Below are 20674 nucleotides of genomic sequence, written 5' to 3' on the forward strand. Positions count from 1 at the left end.
CATGAACCTGCACAGGCTGGGCCGCGCGTTGCTGCTGGTGCTGGCGCCGTTGTGCGCCCAGGCGGCCGACGAGGCCGAACCCACGGTCAATCTGTATATCTGGGGCGAGTACCTGGCCCCGGACACCCTGGACAACTTCGAGCGCCAGACCGGCATCCGGGTGGTGGTCGATCACTTCGATTCCCTGGAGACCGTGGAGACCAAGCTGCTCACCGGGCGCAGCGGCTACGACCTGGTGCTGACCGCCGGCCAGCACCTGTCCCGGGCCATCGCCAGCGGCGCGCTCCAGCCGCTGGACAAGCAGCGCCTGCCGCACCTGGCCGGGGTCGGCGAGGAGTTCCGCCAGCATATGGCGGTGTTCGACCCGGGCAACCGTTATGCCGGGATCTATGCCTGGGGCACTACCGGTGTCGGTTATCAGGAGCAGGCGGTCAGCCAGCGCCTGGCGCAGGCGCCGCGGGACAGCTGGGCGATGCTGTTCGATCCGGCGGTGGTGGCGAAATTCGCCGACTGCGGGGTCAGCCTGCTCAACGATCCCAACGAGGTGTTCGCCGCGGTGATGAAGTACCTGGGCCTGGACATCAACCGGCAGAACCTCGACGAGCTGAAACTCGCCGAGCAGCAACTGGCGAAGATCCGGCCCTATATCCGCTACTTCGACAACGACCTGAACATCAGCGACCTGGCCAACGGCAACACCTGCGTGGCCATGTCGTGGAACGGCAACGTGGCGATCGCCGCCGGGCAGGCCGAGGCGGCGCACAAGCCCTTCACCTTGCGCTATCGCATCCCCAGGGAGGGCACGCTGATCTGGTTCGACGCCATGGTCATCCCCAAGGACGCGCCGCACCCCGAGGCCGGGCTGGCGTTGATGGATTACCTGATGACCCCGCAGGTGATCGCGCCGATCACCGACACCATCCATTACGCCAACGCCATCAGCGCGGCGGATGCCCTGGTCGATCCGGCGATCCGCAACGACCCAGGCACCTACCCGACCCCCGAGGTGCGGGCCTCGCTGTACAGCAAGAACGACAACGGCAAGGCCTTCAACCGCGCGTTGATCCGTGCCTTCAGCCGCCTCAAGTCGGGGCTGTGAGCGCGTGCCAGGCGACGTAGGCTTGCGGCAGGCAGCGGGCGCAGGGTCGATAACCGGCGCTGCGGGCGCTGGCCTCGTCGGCAAAGAACACCCGCTGGCGGACATAACCGCCGCGGGCGATGGCGCGCAGGGCGGCCGGGCAATCCAGCCGCCCATAGATCCGGCTGCCACGGTGGCCGCCGAGGGTGCCCGGTTGTTCGCTGAGAAAGGTGTTGCCCTGGGCATCGAGCAAAACCCAGCTTTTTTCGGTGTTCATCCGTCCCTCCTGTAGCCGCTGACGAGCTTGCGAGGCTGCGATCGACCGCGTAGCGGTCGCCAGACCAGCGCCAACTGCATCGTCAGGTTTACGGGGCTGCGCCCCGATCGCAGCCTCGCGGGCTCGGCAGCGGCTACAAGTGTTGGCATCCGCTGTACCTGCGCGATGAACACACCCGTCAGCGCGTCGGCACCCGCCACAGATACCAGGCCGCCACGGTGCGATGCGGGCGCAAGGACAGGCCGATCTCGGTCATCTGCTTGCGCGTTGGCTGCTGTTCCAGGCCCTTCAGGCGCCGGTAGCCTTCGCGCACGCCGAAATCGTCGGCGGGCAGGATGTCCAGGCGTTCCAGGCTGTAGATCAGCAGCATCTCCACGGTCCAGCGCCCGATGCCGCGCAGGCGGGTCAAGCGCTCGATCAGCGCCTCGTCGTCCATGGCCAGGGCCACCTGGTAATCCGGCACCACGCCGCTCAGGGTCGCCTCGGCGATGCCACGGATAGTGGCGATCTTGCCGGCGGAAAAACCGCAGGCGCGCAATGCCTCGAAATCGGTGGCGAGGATCTGCTCGGGGGAGGGGAAGGTTTGCCCATACAACCCCAGGAAGCGTCCGAGAATCGCATCGCCAGCGCGAGCGTGCAGTTGCTGATAGGCAATCGCCCGCACCAGCGCCTCGCAGGGTTCGCGGGCCGGCTTGGCCTGGTGCAGGCAAGGGCCGACCGCCTCGACGTGACGAGCCCAGTCGGGGTCGAGCCCGGCCAGAAAGGCGCGGGCCTCAAGAAACGGATCGGGCATGGAGAGTCCTGGACCAAGGGCGTTGCCAGAGATTAACCAGCAATGCCTGGCACTGCACTCGGTCTCTTGCGCTGGAATTCCGTGAACCTAGATCGAACGCTGATTGACCCGGCTGGACAGCGCGGCGGCGCTTTCCTTGCGTTCCGAGTAGCGGTCCACCAGCAGGTCGGCGCGGCCGCGCAGGAGCAGGGTGAACTTCATCAGTTCCTCCATCACATCCACCACCCGGTCGTAGAAGGGCGAGGCCTTCATGCGGTCGTTATCATCGAATTCGAGAAAGGCCTTGGGCACCGAGGACTGGTTGGGGATGGTGAACATGCGCATCCAGCGGCCCAGTACGCGCAGCTGGTTGACCGTGTTGAACGACTGCGAGCCGCCGCAGACCTGCATCACCGCCAGGGTCTTGCCCTGGGTCGGGCGTACCGCGCCGAGGGTCAGGGGGATCCAGTCGATCTGCGCCTTGAACACCGCCGACATGGCGCCATGGCGTTCCGGCGAGCACCAGACCTGGCCCTCGGACCACAGCACCCGTTCGCGCAGTTCCCGGACCTTGGGGTGGTCCGCCGGCGCATCGTCCGGCAGGGGCAGGCCACTGGGGTCGAAGATGTAGGTTTCGGCGCCGAGGAACTCGAGAATGCGCGCCGCTTCCCGGGTCAGCAGGCGGCTGAACGAGCGCTCGCGGGTGGAGCCGTAGAGCAGCAGGATGCGCGGTTTATGCGCGGCTGTCGCCGGGGTTTCCAGATGCTCCGGCGCCAAGGCTTGCAGCAGTTCAAGGTCAAGGGCGGACAGCGGTTCTTCGCTGGGCTTGCGGTCGTCGCTCATCACAGCGCTCCGATGCGGTCGAGGGCATTTTTCAGCTCGGCGGGTGAAAGGTGGTCGAGGTCCAGGGCGAAGAAGGCGGCGAAACGCTGGCGGATTTTCTGCACGGTCTGCTCGAAGGCGGCCTGGATTGCCTGCTCATCGCCCTGGACCTCGGAAGGGTCCTCCAGCCCCCAGTGGCTTTTCAGCGCCGGGCCGAAATACACCGGGCAGGGCTCACCACCGGCCTTGTCGCAGACGGTGATGACGATATCGGGCGGGCTGTCGGCGAAGACCTCCGAACCTTTGCTGTACAGGCCTGCGGTGCTGACACCGGCTTGTTCCAGGGTGGCCAGGGCGCGGGCGTTGAGCGTGCCGCCGGGGAAGCTGCCCGAACTCACCGCCTGATGAGCGGCCGGCGCCAGATGGTTGAACAGGGCTTCGCAAAGAACGCTGCGGCAGCTGTTGGCGGTGCACATGAAGAGGATTTTCATCGGGGCTTCCGGGCAGAGGGGGGAGCCATGACGTTAAACAGTCACGGGCTTGAATATATGGTTATTCGAATATACGGATGTGAAAGCGAGTTGCCAAGCTGCCGATAGGGGTGAGCGACCGAGCGCAGCTGCGCGTCTCGGTGCCGGATTGGGCAGGGGGGCTGCGCGTGCAGCCGCTTCCAGGCGGGCACCCAAAACTGGGACAAAAAACTGCTGGCGCTGGTTCCCGCGGCGCTGCTGGTCCTGCGCACGTCATGGGAGGACCCGCTGTTGCAGGCCGAGTTGCCCGGTTATGCCGACTATTGCCAGCGGGTGCGCTGGCGCTTGGTTCCCGGCCTCTGGTGAGCCTCGGGAGCGATAACGCCCGGACGAAATGGCGCTGGCGCAGAAGCCGCTTTGCTACAGCAGTTGGTCGATCAGCACCGCGTTGCTGTAGATCAGGCTGCCATCGCTGGCTCGGTGCCCCACCAGATGGAACTGGCCGCGACCGTGCTGCAAATAGACGCGCATCCGGCAGTCGGACAGGGGGCTGTACCCCTCGGGCATGATCAGCTCCATGGTGTCCATGTCGACGTCGACCATGGCCTCCTGTTCATGGGTTTTCTGCAGGCGTTCCTCAGCTTCTTCCAGGCGCAGGTGCAGGGGACCATCGACGTAGAAATGGATCTCTCCCAGCGGCGTGGATTTTTGCCCATCGCTGGCCTTGCACCAGCCTTCGATTGTCAGGGCGCTCATGACGAGACCTCCATTGTGAATAGCGGGGCTTTGTGGCGCGGCCCCATTCTCAATGCCATCACTGTTCAGACCGTTGCGAGGGTCGGTTCGTTTCCTTGGCGGGTACCTGGCGGGCTACCGCGGGTCGCGTCAGGTCTTCCCGGGCCGATGATCGCAGGTGCCAGGCTTTTGCCAGCTTGCGCGCCACCTTGCCCGGCAGCACCGTGGATCCGCTGTGCCGCACCAATCTGGCATGCTCGGCCAGCCCTTCGACCAGTGCGGCCCATTCCGGCCGCGGGTCGTTGACATAGTCCCAGCCCAGCCCCAGCCAGGGGCAACGCCCGCCGATCCAGGCCTGCACGGCGGGTGTCGCGCGCCGGACATAATCAGGGGCCTTGGCCGCCTTGGGTCGCAGCGCGCGCGCCTTGACGGCCGGTATCTGCAAGCGTGGGGTGCCGTCTGCCTCCTGGGTCACCCGCATCGCCCCGAGCAAGGCAATGTCGAAAGGCACCGGCTGGCCCTGGGCGGCATAAAAATACGCCAGGCGCCGGATGCTGTCGTAGTCGGCCACGGCGCGGTACAGGTAGGCGCAGATCACACCCAGCATGGGGTCGGCATGCTTTTTATGGCACACGCCAGCGGCGAACTGGTCGATGTCTTCGGCCTGTAGCCGGCCAGCGGCGAAATCGTCGATCGCGCCGAGCATCGCCAGGTATCTGTCGGGGGCCTTGGGCATGCCATAGGCCTGGAAAATATCGCCGAGGGGGCTGGGCATCACCACGGTGTACTGCCCCTCATAAGGCACCACCGGGGTGAAGGTGCCATCGGCCAGCGCCACCAGGACCGGCATCCCCTGGGGATCGCTGGTGGCGTGGAACGCCTCGAACAGCGAGGTGCTGTCCAGTCGCTCGATCGGGTTGCGGGACAAGAGCTTCGCGCCCTCGCCGTAGACGATCAGGTTGGCCTCGCCGGGGTCGCCGATCTGTTTCATCCGGCGGTGAACCTCGGTGGCCGCGGACTGGCGCATCTCGGCGGCGGCATCCGCTTCCAGGCGCTGGACCAGCGCCTTGACCTTCTGTTTCTTCTCGGGAAAACGCGGGCTCTGCTGGCGGAGCACCACCAGATCCTGCAGCAGCTCCTTGCTCGAGTCGGGAATGCTGATCATCTGGTCGGCGGGAACCGCCAGGTCGTGCTGCTTGAGCCCGAAATCGGCGCCGAGCATACGCTCGCGAAAGGCCGCGTCGCTGTGGACCCGCTCCAGATTGTGCTCGGCGGAATCCGTCGGGCCGGCGGCCGGGCCCATGGTGGCGGCGTTGCCCGCGGCCGGCCAGGGCTGCAACCCGGCCGGGCCCGGCAACGGCTGGGCGGTGTTGTAGAGCACGGCCGGTTCCGGATCGACCAGGCATTGCGGGTTGAGCTTGAGGCGATACTCTTTCGCCCGCTCGGTGGTGCGCGAGCGCACGCACATGCCGAGGGTCGCGGTGGTGATCAGGCCATTGCTGATGGCGGTCGGCTCGATGCCCCACAGCGCATCGGCGATCACCCCGGAGAACACGCATTTGCCCGGAGCGCCGGACATCGGTTCGGACACCATGTAACCCAGCTGCCCGTCCTGGCAGGCGGCCAGGCGGTCGAACCTGGGGTTTTCCACTTGCGTGCCTTGCACGACGATTCCGCGCACCGGATCCAGTCGCGTCAGGTCGAGATTCTTCGGTGCCTCGCGGCAGGCATCGGTAATCAGGGTGATGCGCTGCACGCCGTGCAGCAGCAGCTCGGTGTAGAACGAGTCGGCCAGGACGCGGTACTTCTGGCGCAGCGAGTCGCTGAACAGCCAGGAGATCGAGCCGATATTCGCGTCGGTCAGGCCGTGGCCGCAAAACGCCAGGATCAATTGCTCGACCACTTCGGCGCCCGAGGGAAACAGCTCATCCACCGCTTGTTGCACCCGTTCGCGGGTGACCGGATTGCCCTGGCCGTCTATCGGGCCGTCGTCGACGATCCTGACGTTGTCGGCGCCGAAGCCCGAGCGCAGCGCCCAGTCGCCGATCGAACGGGCGGCGAGCACGGCGCCGTCCAGGTAGGCGAAGCGCAGCGTCTGGTTTGGCAACGGCGTCAGCGTGCTCACGCCGATCGCCAGGCAGGTCCGTCTAGTCATGGGAGTGCGCCACCTTGCGCGTAGTCAGGAGCCAGAGATCGACTCGGGGGAGCATCACCGGCCAGTGCCAGCGCGGCCGATCGCCCGGTGCCAGGCGTTCGACCAGCATGATGGCCCCGGCCACCAGCATCAGTGGAATGTGCCATGCCCCGCCCAGCAGCGGCATCAGCATCCAGGCCCAGCATGAGGCGATACACCAGGCCCCATGGCTTGCGCCGAAGACCAGGCAATCGCGGTCGGCGGCCAAGCCGAAGAGGCCTATCCGGCGCGTGCGGTGGCCGCGGTTGAGCGCCGCGCGTTGCCAGGGGCTGGCACTCCACAGCAGGGCAACCAGCAGCGCCGTGGCCAGCGCCGCGTCGGCGACACTCAGTTGCAGCAACAAGGCGAGCACCATCAGCAGCGGACCGGCGGCCAGCCATAAGGCGCTGTAGCCGAGCAGGAAACCGAGCGCCGCGCGAATGCGCCGGCGCGGCAGGCTGGAACGCCAGACATGCATGAGTGGCATCGCCAGCAGCGGCGGCATCATCGCCAGCAGCATCAGGGCCCAGTCGGCCAGCATGCGCTGCGCCGGGTTCAGGGCCAGCTCGGCCTCCAGCACGGCGGGCCAACTGGCAACGATGGACAGCGCGGAACCGCAGAAGGCGGGCAGGGTGCTGTGCCCGGCGGTGTAGAGACACAGGGCCAGGCCCAACCCGGCCGTCGCGAACAGCAACGGCCAGGGCGCCCGGGTGAAGCTGAGCAAGACCGGTCCGGGTTGCATGAGGCGTGACTCAGCTGACGATACCGCTGCGCTTGAGCACGCTGATCCGTTCCACGGTCACCGGTTTATCCGCCGATACCTGCTCGCCTGGGACCAGGGTCACCCGCAGATAGTCGGGATCGAAATCGCCGGCATCGGTCAGCCGTTGGGCCAGGTCGGTGATGTCGATCGTATAGCCGAGCCCGTGGCCGCCATGGCCACCGTCTGGCCGCGAGGCGACGTTCAGCCCGAACAGCGTCAGGCTGCCGGCATGGCACTCGGGATGCTGCTGCGGATCGCTGTCTTTCGGCAGGTTGATGTACACCGCAAGCTGCGGCGAGGGCGCGGAGCCGCGCACCGATTCCAGCGCCAGGTAGAGCCGGGTCACCGGCTGGCCCAGGTCCGTCGCGCCCATCGCGGCGATGCCAGTGCTGGTGGCCTGGCGGTCGAGGTCGACCTGGGTGCGCACCGGCGCGCCGCCGACCGTGACCACCGAACGGTTGGCACCGATCGGTTCGATGTTCTGTTGTTCCGGCGCGCCCATCTTGACCCGTGTCACGGCTTCTACTCCTGGTTTCACGCCCGTGCCGATGCTCAAGTCGGCATAGCGCGGGTGCAATTTGCCATCCTTCAACGTGTCGCGGCCGGTGAATTTCATGCCAGGGTCACTGCCACCGACCGTCGGCATGATGAAACGGCGGTCGGCCGGACCGTCGAGCCAGCGCGGATCGCGGACCATGGTCTTGCCCGGGGTGTTCATCCAGGCCTCCCAGAGCCGGTCGACGTTGCAATGGTGCAACCAGAAGATCGGGTCCAGGGCGGCGAGGTACGGGTCGGCCATGAAGCCTTCGCCCCCGCCGATCAGGCGATGCACGGTGTTGTGCGGGTTGTTCTCCAGGTCGCCGGTCCAGCGGGCGAACTGGGCGAAATTGCCGGTGACCCCGCCGCCGAAGCCGATGCTGCCGTCATTGCCGACCTGGAAATCGTTCTCCTGCATTGCCGCCAGGCTGAAGGCATCGAGGGAGTTCGGCCGCAGCGCGGTAAAGCCCTGCCGGCGAGGGTATTTCTTCAGCGGGTTGGGGCTGCCGTCAGGCAGGGTGTCCGCCAGGAATGCCTCCGGGGCCCGCCGCGCATCCGGGTTTTTGCTATTGAGGTAGTTCCAGTACGGCAGCGCCCAGTCGTCACCCGTCAGTTCCTTGACCTTGGCCGCGACAATCGCCTCGAAGGCCGCCAGGTAACCGCGGTGCCAGGACAGGAAGTACCAGCTGCCGTGCTGGCACTGGCTGCCGTAGGTAAAGTTGGTCAGGTCCTTGGGCACCGGATCGGAATCGCCCAGGACATTCACCTCGACCCACAACTGCCGATCGAAGCCGTGGATGGCGCCGAGGAACTTCCAGCTGTTGCGGTTGGTGATCGGTAGTTTGTCCAGCTCGCGCATGGCCAGCGCGTAGTTGAGCAAGACCTTGTTGTCCCATCCGGAGCCGAGTGTTGCCACATCCTGTCGGATCGTGTTCATGAATGCACCTTCCTTGCAGCATCAGGCCAGGTGACGCGTATGGCGCCACACCCCTCGCAATCCTTTGCCGCTGGCGACTTCATGTTCACGGCGGAACTGCGCTCATGAGGCTCGCAGTGCCGGTGCGCGCCTCGTCGAAAATGAGTATAGAGGCCTGGCAAAAACGCCATGGCCGATTCCCATTATCCCGATGAACGACACGGGTTCCGGTGGCTTGGGCGGACGGACGGGGGATTGGCGTGGGTGTAATGAAGGTGGATCACAACGCCTGCAGCAGGCGCTGCAACTGCTGGTGTTCCCAGATGCTCAGCAGTTTGACCGGGTCGGTGCCGTAGCGCTGCCAGGCGTCGAGCGTTTCGACCCGGCCATCCGGCGAGCGGCATTGCTCGCAGTGGCTCAGGGTCTGGCCATGGTTGACCAGGGTCAGGGTCCAGCCTTCGATGTCGAGCCGCACTTGCCAGCTATCGTCCGCCGCCAATACGCGCTGGCTCGATGGGCCCAGGGTGCGGGTGCCGAGGGCCAGTTCTCTGAGCACCTGGCAGATTTCGCGGGCGGTGAGGGTGGGGGTGGCTGGCATGGGACGGTCTCGGGCATGGGCGGCGGCTATTTTGCCATTGTTGCCGGCCAGCATCAGGCGGGATGACGGATCCCTTGAGCGAAAAAAATGCCCGTATCGCGCGATACGGGCATTTTCCATGGGCCTCCACCTGATCCAGGCGGGGCCGGCCGGGAGGCCATCAGCGGTATTCAGGGGCGGGGCAAGGCTTACTTGGCGGACTTTCGCACACTGGACGAGCGCCAGGCCTTTTCTTCCCCGGGATGCTGCAGGGTCAGGTAGGCCCTCACGCCCAGTCCCGCCAGACAAAAGACCATGCCTGCGATGAATTGAAATGTAGTCATGACATGCCTCCAAAACAATCAACAGGAGACCATCTCATTTAAGCGCTGCCTGGGCCAGCCGGAGTTGTTACAGGTTGTCTAAGGACGAGCTCATCCGGCTGATGCAGGAGGGCGTAACGGCAACGGTGCCGGTTCGTGGTTCAACTGGTCGGCACGCGGGCCGGTTCCGCGGTGGCGACCTTCGCCGGCCGGGCATGCAACAAGGTGTTCAGGGCCTGGCGGTAGCGCTCGCCGGCCAGGCGCATGCTGTTGTTGTGGGTGGCTCCGGGAACCAGCAGCAGTTGCTTGGGCTGTCGCGCGGCGTCGAACAATTGCTGGCTGAAGCGCGCCGGCACGTAGCGGTCGTCCAGGCCGTGGACGATCAGCAGCGGCATGCCGATATGGGCGATCTTGTCGAGGGAGTCGAACTTCTGCGACAGCAGCCAGCGCACCGGCAGCGAGGTATTGCCCAGCTCGGCGGCGATAGCGGCCAGGGAGGTGAACGAGGATTCGACGATCAAGCCGCGGGCTGGAATCGGCGCGCCGTCGCTGGCCGCCTGTTGCCCCAGTTGCGCGGCCAGTTCCACCGCCACCGCACCGCCCAGGGAATGGCCGTAGATCAGGCGTTTGCCGGCGTCGGGTTGCAGCCTTTGCAATTGCTCCCAGGCGATCCGCGCGTCCTCATAGACGCTGGTTTCCGACGGTGGCTCGCCTAGGCTCTGGCCGAAGCCGCGATAGTCGATGGCCAGCACCGAGAACCCCAGGGCGTGCAGTTGCTCGATGCGGAACAGCTGCCCGGTGAGGTTCCAGCGCACCCCATGCAGATAAAGGACGGCCGGCGCATCGGCCCGCTGGGCCGGCCACCACCAGGCATGAATGTTCTGCTCGGGCTTGAGGCTGTCGCCCTTGAACTCCAGCTCGCGCACCCCGGCCGGCAGGCCGCGATACCAACTGGCGTTGCCCGGCTCGACGCGAAACACCAGTTCGCGTTCCTTGTGTTCCAGCACCTGGCAGCCCACCGGCAGGCCTATCAACAGCGCAGCCATGCCGAGCAACGACCACCAGCGAGGTCGCCAGCGCGAGAAGAATGAGGAGGACATGGGCTGTGGCACCGCGCACGGATAAAAACCGCGTTTTAGCAGATGTCCCACCGGCGCAGTAATCATTTCGCCAATCCGTGGCCGGGGATGCTTTACAAAATGTGGCGGCCGATCCCGGGGCAGGGCGTTGAAAGATAAGGTCACAGCCCTTGAGGCGGATTGTCAGTCCATTGATGAAAAGCTGAGCATCTGCCTTCAGGGTTTTGATTTATTGGATCCATTATTTCTGGATCCTGTAGCCATTCACGGCCACAGGATCCTCAACAGCCTGCGCCTTTTGAGTCTGGTCGATAATCGCCCGCAAATATCAGTCAATGGCTGTTTGATTAAGTCATTGATTTTCGTCTTTTAAATAAAAATACCTGAGCATTTCTCCAGGTATTTCAGCCAATTTTCCATGGATTCCCTGGATTTCACCCCTTGTTAATGGATCCATTGGATGGTTGATTAGCCACCTGGCGATGGCGGGCCCCTCCCGACCGTCCCCCGATAAAAACTACAAGAAGGGTCTCGTCATGAATGGCTTATCAAGGGCGCGGAACTGCCTGGGTTCCGTCCGCCGTCTGTCTGTGTGCACGCCGCTGTTTTCCCCCTCGCTGTCGCCGGCAGGCGGCGTGGAGGTGCGTTCATGACGCTCGACCTGAAGAGCCGCGTGGACAGCGGCCCGATGAGTTCCTTCCAATGCCTGGCCATCGGCATCTGCATGGTCTTGAACATGATCGACGGTTTCGATGTGCTGGTGATGGCCTTCACCGCGGCCTCGGTCTCGGCCGAGTGGGGCCTGAACGGGGCGCAGGTCGGCCTGCTGCTCAGCGCCGGGCTGTTCGGCATGGCGGCGGGCTCGCTGTTTATCGCGCCCTGGGCCGACCGGTTTGGCAGGCGACCATTGATCCTGTTCTGCCTGGCGCTGTCCGGGCTCGGCATGCTGCTCTCGGCCCTGAGCCAGACTCCCCTGCAACTGGCGCTGCTGCGCGGCCTGACGGGCCTCGGTATCGGCGGCATCCTGGCCAGCAGCAACGTGATCGCCAGCGAGTATTCGAGCAAGCGCTGGCGCGGCCTGGCGGTCAGCCTGCAATCCACCGGTTATGCCCTGGGCGCCACCCTGGGCGGGTTGCTGGCGGTGTGGTTATTGGGCCATTGGGGCTGGCGCTCGGTGTTCCTGTTCGGCGGCGCGGTGACTTGGCTGGTGATTCCCCTGGTGCTGCTGTGGCTGCCCGAATCCCTGGACTTCCTGCTTGCCCGCCGCCCGGCCAATGCCCTGGTGCGGGTCAATCGCCTGGCACGACGCCTGGAGCAGCCTGAGCTTGAACAGTTGCCGCCAGAGGTGCCCAGGCAAGCCGGCGCGCCCAGCGGTTTCGGCCAGTTGCTGGCGCCGGCCATGCGCCGCACCACCTTGCTGATCTGGCTGCTGTTTTTCCTGGTGATGTTCGGCTTCTACTTCGTCATGAGCTGGACCCCGAAACTGCTGGTGGCCGCCGGGCTGTCGGCGCAGCAGGGGATCACCGGCGGGGTGCTGCTCAGCGTCGGCGGGATCTTCGGTGCGGCGCTGATCGGCGGCCTGGCCTCGCGCTGGCCGCTGGGCCGGGTGCTGGCGCTGTTCATGCTGATCACCGCCGGCCTGCTGGTGCTGTTCGTCGGCTCGGCCTCGTCGATCGCCGCGGCGCTGGGCCTGGGGCTGCTGATCGGGCTGTTTGCCAACGGTTGCGTGGCCGGCCTCTATGCGCTGTCGCCGGTGGTCTACGACGCCTCGGTGCGCGCCACGGGCGTTGGCTGGGGCATCGGCATCGGCCGCATCGGCGCGATTCTTTCACCGACCGTGGCCGGCTTCCTGCTGGATGGCGGCTGGCAGCCGCTGCATCTGTACGGGGTGTTTGCCAGCGTGTTTGTGATCGCCGCCGGCTGCCTGTTGCTGCTCAAGCCGGCCCGGGCCCAGGCGCAGCCGGCGATGGTCGGGGCCTAGCCACTAGTGATGGCCCTGGCCGCTGATGATGGCGTCGGCGATGGTGTCGCAGAACCAGCGCAGGGCGGCGGAGCTGTCGCTGTTGGGGTGCCAGTTCAGGGACACGGCGAACTCGGCCACCGGGAACGGCAGTTCGAGCATCTTCAGCTCGCCCTCGTGGATGAACAGCCGGGCGATCTGCGCCGGCAAAACCGCCAGTAGGTCGGTACCGGGAATGATTTTCGGCAGCACCGAGAAGTGCGGCACATGCAGGCTGATGCGCCGTTCCACGTGCATGTTTTTCAGCACGTCTTCGACATTGCCGTGGCCGCTGGTGCGGGTCACGGCGACGTGCCGTTCGGCGAGGAACTGTTCGAGGCTCAACTGCTGGTCGATGCGCGGATGGCCGGTGCTCAGCAGGCACACATAACGCTCGTGCATCAGCACCCGGCTGCGGATACCGGGGACCGGCTGGCGGCAGATCGCGGCATCGACCTTGCCGCTGGCCAGCCACTCGCCGACCTGGTCCACCTGCAGCGGCAGGACCTCGACTTCGGCCAGCGGCGCGTCCTGGTTCAGGCGCGCCAGGATCAGCGGCAAAAAGCCGATTTCGCCGAGGTCGGAGAGGGCGATGCGAAAGCGCCGCTCGGTGCTCGCCGGGTCGAACTGGCGACAGCTCTGCACGGTGCTTTCGATGCGGCTCAGGGATTCGCGCAAGGGGCCGTACAGCTGCTCGGCGACAAAGGTCGGCTGGATGCCGTCGCGGGTGCGGCTGAACAGGGCGTCGTCGAACAGCTCGCGCAGGCGCGCCAGGCCATAGCTGACCGAGGGCTGGGTGACGAACAGGCGCTCGGCCGCCAGGGTCACGCTGCGGGCTTCGTAGAGGGTGACGAAGGTGCGGATCAGGTTCAGATCGATGTGGCTCATACCGCCTCTGCTGCCGTTATGAACATAGATAGGTTTTATTTTTGATAGAGATAGTATCGATTTGATCAATTTCGTAGCGGCTGCAAGAGTAACCCGAAACCTAACAACAAGGGTCCTTATGAAAACCGTTCACTCTGCGTCCTACGAGATTCTTCGCGAGCAAGGCCTGACCACCATCTTCGGTAATCCTGGCTCCAACGAGTTGCCGTTTCTCAAGGGTTTTCCCGAGGACTTTCGCTACATCCTCGGCTTGCACGAAGGCGCGGTGGTCGGTATGGCCGACGGTTACGCCCTGGCCACCGGCAAGCCGACCTTCGTCAACCTGCATGCCGCCGCCGGCACCGGCAACGGCATGGGCGCGCTGACCAATGCCTGGTACTCCCACAGCCCGCTGGTGATCACCGCCGGCCAGCAGGTGCGCTCGATGGTCGGCGTGGAAGCGATGCTGGCCAATGTCGATGCGGCGCAACTGCCCAAGCCCCTGGTCAAGTGGAGCCACGAGCCGGCCTCGGCCCAGGACGTGCCGCGCACCCTGAGCCAGGCGATCCATATGGCCAGCCTGGCGCCACGCGGGCCGGTGTATGTGTCGATTCCCTATGACGACTGGGCCTGCGCGGCGCCGGCCGGGGTCGAGCATCTGGCACGGCGCCAGGTGGCCAGCGCCGGCCTGCCTTCGGTGGCGCAACTGCAAGCGTTGGCCGAGCGCCTGGCGGCGGCACATAGCCCGGTGCTGGTGCTCGGCCCGGATGTCGACGGCAGTGGCAGCAACGGCCTGGCGGTGCAACTGGCGGAAAAACTGCGCATGCCGGCCTGGGTCGCGCCTTCCGCTTCGCGCTGCCCGTTTCCCACCCGCCACCCGTGTTTCCGTGGCGTGCTGCCGGCGGCCATCGCCGGGATCAGCCGCTGCCTGGCCGAGCACGATTTGATCCTGGTGGTGGGCGCCCCGGTGTTCCGCTACCACCAATACGCCCCGGGCGATTACCTGCCGGCGAACTGTGAGCTGGTGCACTTGACCTGCGACCCGGGCGAGGCGGCGCGGGCGCCCATGGGCGATGCGCTGGTGGGCGATATCGCCCTGACTCTCGAGGCTCTGGTCGGTGCTCTGCCACAGAGCGAACGGCCGCTGCCGAGCGCCTTGCCGCTGCCGGCGCCGGTGCGCGAGGAGGGCGGCCTGCTGCGACCGGAAACAGTATTCGACCTGATCAACCAGCTGGCGCCGCGGGACGCGATCTACGTCAAGGAATCCACCTCCACGGTGAGCGCGTTCTGGCAGCGGGTGGAGATGAGCCAGCCCGGCAGCTACTTCTTTCCCGCCGCCGGTGGCCTGGGTTTCGGCTTGCCGGCCGCGGTTGGCGTGCAACTGGCGACGCCCGGGCGGCGGGTGGTGGCGATCATCGGCGACGGCTCGGCCAACTACGGCATCACCGCGCTATGGACCGCTGCCCAGTACGGCATCCCAGTGGTGTTCATCATCCTCAAGAACGGCACCTACGGCGCGCTGCGCTGGTTCGCCGATGTGCTGCAGGTCAGCGATGCGCCGGGGCTGGACGTTCCCGGCCTGGACTTCTGCGCCATCGGCCAGGGTTATGGCGTGCATTCGGTGCATGCCGCGACCCGCGCCGAGTTCGCCGCCGCCTTCAGCGCGGCCCTGGCCGGCAATCGCCCGGTATTGATCGAGGTGCCGACCCTGACCATCGAGCCCTGATTCTCAAAGTCCGGGCTCCCGGCGCCGGGCAGAAGATCCGGTAATGCCAAGCGCGCCTTGCGCGTACACCACAACAATAAAAAGAGGTGGCTATGAACACGACTTCGGTCAGTGAAGTGATGGAGGCTGGGGCCCAGCGGTCGAGCCCGGTTTCCGGCAGTGCCGATATCGGCACCTTGCTCGACGACGGGCCCTACACCGGGATGCAGAAGATCGTGGTGTTGCTGGCCGCGCTGTCCATCGTGATGGACGGTTTCGACGGCCAGCTCATCGGTTTCGCCATACCGCTGATGATCAAGGAATGGGGGATCACCCGCGAGGCCTTCGCCCCTGCGGTGGCCGCCGGGCTGATCGGCATGGGCATCGGCAGCGCTTGCGCCGGCCTGTTCGCCGACCGTTTCGGCCGGCGTATGGCGGTCATCGCCAGCGTGATCCTGTTCGGCACCGCGACCTGCGCCATCGGCCTGGCGCCGGATGCGCTGACCGTGGCGGCGCTGCGTTTTATCGCCGGGCTCGGCATCGGTGGCGCGCTGCCCAGCGCCACCACCATGACCGCCGAGTTCACCCCGGCGCGCCGCCGCACCCTGGCGGTCACCGCGACCATTGTCTGTGTGCCCCTGGGCGGGATGCTGGCGGGGTTGTTCGCCTCCCACGTACTGCCTCTGTACGGCTGGCGCACGCTGTTCTTTATCGGCGGCAGCCTGCCCATAGTGCTGGGCCTGTTGCTGTTGGCGACGCTGCCGGAGTCGCCGCGTTTCCTGGCGCGCCGGCCGCAGCGTTGGGGCGAGTTGACTGCGCTGCTGGGACGCATGGGCCGACCGATGCCCGAAGGCGTGCGCTACACCGATGCGCTGGAGCAGAAGAGCGAGCAGCAGGGCGGCTTCCGTGCCTTGTTCGCCCCCGGCTACGGGCGCGACACCGTGGCGGTCTGGGTGGCGTTCTTCATGTGCCTGACCGCGGTCTACAGCGCCTTCAGCTGGCTGCCGACCATGCTCTTGTCCGAAGGCTTGTCGCTGGCGGTGGCCGGTTCCGGCCTCACCGCCTACAACCTGGGCGGGGTGATCGGCGCGCTGCTCTGCGCGGTCGCGATGACGCGCTGGGGCTCGTTCTGGCCGCTGCTGATCTGCTGCGCGGGCGGCGCGGCCAGTGCCTTCGCTATGCAGGCCGTGGACGTCAACCAGAACACCAGCCTGCTGATCTTCGGCTTTGGCGTGCATGGCCTGTTCGTCAACGCCGTGCAGTCCACCCTCTATGCGCTGTGCGCCTTTATCTATCCCACCGCCGTGCGCGCCACCGGTACCGCATCGGCCCTGGCTTTCGGGCGCATGGGCGCGATTCTTAGCGCCTTCGTCGGCGCCACGGTGATCACCCAGGGCGGCGCCCACGGTTACCTGACGCTGCTGGGGACGGTGATGGTGCTGGCGCTGATCGCCCTGGTGCTGGTGCGCCGACATATTCCCCGGCGGGCGCCTGGATCAGCCCGGGCCGACAAGCAGCACCTTGCCGATCAACCCTCACAGCCATAAGGAGGTTCGATGAACATCAGCATTCTCGGGGCGGGCGCCATGGGCTCGCTGTTTGGCGGCCTGCTGGCGGAAAGTGGGCAGAGCGTCACGCTGCTGGACATCAACGACACGCACCTGGAGGCGATCCGCTGCCAGGGCTTGCGCCTGGACACCGACAGCGGCGACCGGCGCATCGGCGGCCTGAGCGCCTGCCGGCCGGAGCAGGTGACGGGCCAGCCCGACCTGCTGCTGGTCTTCACCAAGGCCCAGCACACCGACAGCGCGCTGCGCAGTATTGCCGGCCATATCGGTGAGCACACGCGGGTGCTGACCCTGCAGAACGGCTTGGGTAACGCCGAAGCGCTGTGCCGCCACGTCGCCCCGCAGCAGGTGATGATCGGCATGACCACCTGGCCCGCCGATATGGCCGGGCTGGCCCATGTCCGCTCCCATGGCCAGGGCGTGGTCCGGCTGCTGTCGCTGGATGGCGTCGAGCGCCAGGCCAGCACCCAGGTTGCCGCAGTGCTGGAGGCGGCGGGGTTGCACTGCGCGGTGGACCCGCAGGTCTGGACCTCGATCTGGGAGAAGGTGGCGTTCAACGCGGCCTTGAACAGCCTGTGCGCCGTCACCGGCTGCACCGTGGGGCAACTGGATGCCGTGCCGCAAGGCACGGCGCTGGCCCGGGCCATTGTGCTGGAGGTGCTCAGCGTCGCGCAGTCGGTGGGGGTGGCCACGGATACGCGGCGCTGCCTGGACAGCGTGGCCTATGCCATCGCCCACCACCGGGCGCACAAACCGTCCATGTTGCAAGACGTGCTGGCCGGCCGGCCCACGGAAATCGGCGCGATCAACGGCGAGGTCCTGGCCAGGGCGCGCCAGGCCGGCATCGCCGTGCCGCATACCGAAACCCTGCTGGGGCTGCTGCGCCTGATCGAGGCGCGGGCGGCCACCGGAGGCAGTCATGCATAGCCACGTAAACCCGGTTCGGCGCCCTGAGTCGCGAGCCCATCTTTCCTGTGAATCCTGTCCTCAAGGAGCTTTGTCATGAGTGAGTCCCCAGCTGTCTACAGCGATCTGCACTTGCAACCCATCGCCGGGGAATGGCGCGCCGGCGCGGCCGGCAAAACCCTGGCGGTGAGCAACCCGTTCGACGGCGCGCTGCTGCTGGAAGTGGCCCAGGCCAACCGCGCCGACCTGGATGCCGCCTATGCCAAGGCCGCCGCGGTGCAGCCGCACTGGGCGGCGCTCGGGCCGTCGGCGCGGGCGGCGGTGCTGCATCAGGTGGTGGCGGTGTTCGACCGGCGCCGCGAGGAAATCGTCGACTGGATCATTCGCGAGTCCGGCAGCACCCGGCTCAAGGCGCAATTGGAATGGGGCGCGGCGCGGGCCATCGCCCTGGAGTCGGCATCGTTCCCGGCGCGGGTCCACGGCCGCATCGTCGAGTCCGATGTGCCGGGCAAGGAGAGCCGGGTCTACCGCAGCGCCCTGGGGGTGGTCGGGGTCATCAGCCCGTGGAACTTCCCGCTGCACCTGACCCAGCGCTCGATCGCCCCGGCGCTGGCCCTGGGCAACGCGGTGGTGGTCAAGCCGGCCAGCGATACGCCGGTCTGCGGCGGCCTGCTGCTGGCGAAGATCTTCGAGGAGGCCGGCCTGCCGGCGGGCGTGCTCAGCGTAGTGGTGGGGGCGGGCAGCGAGATTGGCGATGCCTTTGTCGAGCACCCGGTGCCCTCGCTGATCACCTTCACCGGCTCCACCCCGGTCGGCCGCGGTATCGGCCGGATCGCCAGCGGTGGCGCGCACCTCAAGCACGTGGCCCTGGAGCTGGGCGGCAACAGCCCGTTCGTGGTCTTGGCCGACGCCGACCTCGAACAGGCGGTGAGCGCGGCGGTGTTCGGCAAGTTCCTGCACCAGGGGCAGATCTGCATGGCGGTCAACCGGATCATTGTCGACGACAGCCTCTACGACGCTTTCGCCGCGCGCTTCGTCGAGCGGGTCAAGGGGCTCAAGGTCGGCGATCCGCAATCGATCGAGACGGTGATCGGCCCGGTGATCAATGCGCGGCAGTTACAGGGCCTGCGGGAGAAGATCGAGCTGGCCCGCCGCGAAGGCGCCGAGCCGCTCTACGAGGGTGGCGCCCAGGGCAATCTGCTGGCGCCCCATGTCTACGGCGAGGTCACAGTCGACATGGACCTGGCGCGCAACGAAATCTTCGGCCCGCTGGTGGGGCTGCTGCGGGCGCGGGACGAGGCCCATGCCCTGGAGCTGGCCAACGCCAGCGAGTTCGGCCTGTCCAGCGCGGTGTTCAGCCGCAACCTGGAGCGCGGGGTGAACTTCGCCCGGCGGATTCGCGCGGGCATGACCCATATCAACGACATCCCGGTGAACGACGAGGCCAACGCGCCCTTCGGTGGGGAAAAGAACTCGGGGCTCGGGCGCTTCAATGGCGACTGGGCGATCGACGAATTCACCCGCGATCACTGGATCAGCGTGCAGCACTCGGCGCGTCGTTATCCCTTCTGATGCCTTGAGCTGAGGATATCGCCCGGCCTCAAACCGGCCGGGCATTTTTGCAGCCGATAGAAGGCGGGCCTGGAGCGGCCTGTCGGGGAACGGCTGCGCCTATGCAAAGCGGAGAACAATAATAATGAACACCCCTCACTGCATCCTCGCGCGCTCGCTGGCCGCGGCTTCACTGGCACTGGGCACGGGCCTGCCGGCCTGGGCCGAAGACGGCGGTTTTTTCGAAGATGCCAAGACCGATTTGGTGCTGCGCAATTATTACTTCAATCGGGATTTTCGCGACCCGGGGGCGGCCAAGAGCAAGGTCGAGGAGTGGGCCCAGGGTTTTATCCTCAAGTTCAATTCCGGCTACACCCCGGGCGTCGTCGGGTTCGGCCTGGACGGCATCGCCATGTTCGGCGTCAAGCTCGACAGCGGGCGCGGCACCAGTGGTTCGGAGCTGCTGCCGGTGCATGACGACGGGCGCGCGGCGGACAACTACGGCCGCGCCGGCGTGGCGGCGAAAATGCGCATTTCCGCCACTGAGCTGAAGGTTGGCGAATTGCTGCCGGACATTCCGCTGCTGCGCTACGACGATGGCCGGCTGCTGCCGCAGACCTTCCGTGGGGCGATGCTCGACTCGCGGGAAATTGCCGGGCTGGGGTTGCAGGCCGGGCAGTACCGTTCGGTGAGCCTGCGCAACTCCTCGGACATGCAGGACCTCTCGGCCTGGGCTGCGCCCGGGGTCACGTCGGATGGCTTCACCTATGCCGGCGCCGAGTACCGTTTCAACCAGCAGCGCACCTTGATCGGCGCCTGGCATGCGCAGCTGGAAGACATCTACCAGCAGAGCTACTTCAACCTGCTGCACAAGCAGCCGGTGGGCGACTGGGTATTGGGGGCGAACCTCGGTTACTTCATCGACAAGGATGACGGCCAGGCACGCATCGGCGAGATCCGGAGCCGCACCGCCTATGCCTTGCTCTCGGCCTCTACCGCTGGCCATACCCTGTACCTGGGTTTGCAGAAGGTCAGTGGCGACAGCCCGTGGATGTCGGTGTATGGCAGCAGCGGCCGGACCCTGGGCAACGACATGTTCAACGGCAACTTCAGCAACGCCGACGAGCGTTCCTGGCAGGTGCGTTATGACTACAACTTCGCCGCCATGGGCGTGCCGGGGCTGTTGGCCATGGTGCGTTATGGGCATGGTGAGAATGCCACGACCAAGGCCGGGAGCAATGGCAAGGAGTGGGAGCGGGATACGGAGGTGGGGTATACCTTTCAGAGTGGCAGCCTGAAGAACCTTAGTGTGCGGGTGAATAACGCTACCAATCGGCGCAGCTTTAATGGTGATTTTGATCAGACTCGGGTGATTGTGAGTTATCCGTTGTCGTTTTGAGTTTTGCGGCGTTGTCGCGGGTAAACCCGCTTCTGTAGGAGCGGTCGGTCGATGCTCGACGGTGTACATATCCGTTGCTGTGGTCACGGCGGCTTAGGGTTCCGCCCTTACGGCGGGTCACTTTGGAAGATCCGGAAGCCGGCCCAGTCCAAAGTAA

At 66.1% G+C, this 20674-nt stretch carries 20 protein-coding genes; 8 read left to right on the top strand and 12 right to left on the bottom strand.

The features are described 5' to 3' along the window. Position 1 precedes the first annotated feature (1 nt). A complete protein-coding gene (locus tag AC07VU_RS21045; RefSeq protein ID WP_495030398.1) occupies positions 2-1099 on the top strand; it encodes an extracellular solute-binding protein in 1098 nt (365 codons plus the stop codon). Here the strand turns inward: AC07VU_RS21045 and AC07VU_RS21050 are convergent. From AC07VU_RS21050 to AC07VU_RS21100, 11 genes are all read right to left on the bottom strand, one after another. Then, positions 1083-1355: an Ada metal-binding domain-containing protein gene (locus tag AC07VU_RS21050; RefSeq protein ID WP_277588538.1), complete on the bottom strand. Its 273-nt coding sequence runs from the start codon at positions 1353-1355 to the stop codon at positions 1083-1085. The two genes, AC07VU_RS21045 and AC07VU_RS21050, sit on opposite strands and share 17 nt — an antisense overlap. Positions 1356-1533: 178 nt before the next feature. Beyond that, complete coding sequence (locus AC07VU_RS21055; RefSeq protein ID WP_495030399.1) at positions 1534-2148, bottom strand: DNA-3-methyladenine glycosylase family protein; 615 nt, start codon at positions 2146-2148, stop codon at positions 1534-1536. 87 nt (positions 2149-2235) lie between these two features. Next, positions 2236-2970 carry an arsenical resistance protein ArsH gene (arsH, locus tag AC07VU_RS21060; RefSeq protein ID WP_277588540.1) on the bottom strand — a complete coding sequence of 245 codons (735 nt, stop codon included), beginning with the start codon at positions 2968-2970 and terminating at the stop codon, positions 2236-2238. Then, positions 2970-3440, bottom strand: coding sequence for an arsenate reductase ArsC (locus AC07VU_RS21065; protein WP_274306529.1), 471 nt, complete (start codon positions 3438-3440; stop codon positions 2970-2972). The genes arsH and AC07VU_RS21065 overlap by 1 nt, the downstream gene beginning before the upstream one ends. A 399-nt stretch (positions 3441-3839) precedes the next feature. Further along, the gene (locus tag AC07VU_RS21070) at positions 3840-4175 is read right to left on the bottom strand and encodes a hypothetical protein (protein WP_007931271.1); all 336 of its coding nucleotides are present in this window, start codon (positions 4173-4175) and stop codon (positions 3840-3842) included. A gap of 58 nt (positions 4176-4233) precedes the next feature. After that, positions 4234-6309 carry a hypothetical protein gene (locus tag AC07VU_RS21075; RefSeq protein ID WP_495030400.1) on the bottom strand — a complete coding sequence of 692 codons (2076 nt, stop codon included), beginning with the start codon at positions 6307-6309 and terminating at the stop codon, positions 4234-4236. Next, complete coding sequence (locus AC07VU_RS21080; RefSeq protein WP_274306531.1) at positions 6302-7069, bottom strand: copper chaperone; 768 nt, start codon at positions 7067-7069, stop codon at positions 6302-6304. Before AC07VU_RS21080 ends, AC07VU_RS21075 begins: the two co-directional genes overlap by 8 nt. 10 nt (positions 7070-7079) lie before the next feature. Beyond that, on the bottom strand, positions 7080-8564 hold the full coding sequence (locus AC07VU_RS21085) for a tyrosinase family protein (protein WP_495030401.1): 1485 nt from the start codon (positions 8562-8564) through the stop codon (positions 7080-7082). A gap of 259 nt (positions 8565-8823) precedes the next feature. Further along, positions 8824-9141: a DUF7693 family protein gene (locus tag AC07VU_RS21090; RefSeq protein ID WP_053260972.1), complete on the bottom strand. Its 318-nt coding sequence runs from the start codon at positions 9139-9141 to the stop codon at positions 8824-8826. A gap of 188 nt (positions 9142-9329) precedes the next feature. Beyond that, positions 9330-9464, bottom strand: a complete 135-nt coding sequence (locus tag AC07VU_RS21095) for a hypothetical protein (RefSeq protein WP_007931277.1) — start codon at positions 9462-9464, stop codon at positions 9330-9332. 140 nt (positions 9465-9604) lie between these two features. After that, positions 9605-10543, bottom strand: coding sequence for an alpha/beta hydrolase (locus AC07VU_RS21100; RefSeq protein WP_087087823.1), 939 nt, complete (start codon positions 10541-10543; stop codon positions 9605-9607). A gap of 127 nt (positions 10544-10670) precedes the next feature. Between AC07VU_RS21100 and AC07VU_RS21105 the strand changes: the two genes are divergently transcribed. Both AC07VU_RS21105 and AC07VU_RS21110 read left to right on the top strand, forming a co-directional pair. Further along, entirely contained in the window at positions 10671-10895 is a 225-nt protein-coding gene (locus AC07VU_RS21105) for a hypothetical protein (RefSeq protein ID WP_495030402.1), read from the top strand. 276 nt (positions 10896-11171) lie between these two features. After that, positions 11172-12503, top strand: a complete 1332-nt coding sequence (locus AC07VU_RS21110) for an MFS transporter (RefSeq protein ID WP_495030403.1) — start codon at positions 11172-11174, stop codon at positions 12501-12503. Positions 12504-12506: 3 nt separating this feature from the next. Here AC07VU_RS21110 and AC07VU_RS21115 read toward each other — a convergent pair whose 3' ends face one another. Then, on the bottom strand, positions 12507-13409 hold the full coding sequence (locus AC07VU_RS21115) for a LysR family transcriptional regulator (protein ID WP_495030404.1): 903 nt from the start codon (positions 13407-13409) through the stop codon (positions 12507-12509). A gap of 118 nt (positions 13410-13527) precedes the next feature. Between AC07VU_RS21115 and mdlC the strand changes: the two genes are divergently transcribed. The 5 genes from mdlC (at position 13528) to AC07VU_RS21140 (ending at position 20517) form a co-directional block, all read left to right on the top strand. Continuing rightward, a complete protein-coding gene (gene mdlC, locus AC07VU_RS21120) occupies positions 13528-15114 on the top strand; it encodes a benzoylformate decarboxylase (protein WP_277588546.1) in 1587 nt (528 codons plus the stop codon). Positions 15115-15206: 92 nt separating this feature from the next. Next, a complete protein-coding gene (locus AC07VU_RS21125) occupies positions 15207-16640 on the top strand; it encodes an MFS transporter (protein WP_457276215.1) in 1434 nt (477 codons plus the stop codon). 9 nt (positions 16641-16649) lie between these two features. Then, positions 16650-17588 (top strand): ketopantoate reductase family protein, encoded by a 939-nt coding sequence (locus AC07VU_RS21130; RefSeq protein ID WP_495030405.1) that lies wholly within the window; start codon positions 16650-16652, stop codon positions 17586-17588. 75 nt (positions 17589-17663) lie between these two features. Beyond that, the gene (locus AC07VU_RS21135) at positions 17664-19139 is read left to right on the top strand and encodes an aldehyde dehydrogenase family protein (protein ID WP_495030406.1); all 1476 of its coding nucleotides are present in this window, start codon (positions 17664-17666) and stop codon (positions 19137-19139) included. Positions 19140-19263: 124 nt separating this feature from the next. Next, the gene (locus tag AC07VU_RS21140; protein ID WP_495030407.1) at positions 19264-20517 is read left to right on the top strand and encodes an OprD family porin; all 1254 of its coding nucleotides are present in this window, start codon (positions 19264-19266) and stop codon (positions 20515-20517) included. The last annotated feature ends 157 nt before the right edge of the window (positions 20518-20674 follow it).

This window comes from Pseudomonas sp. GW821-FHT02B10, from assembly GCF_059421865.1.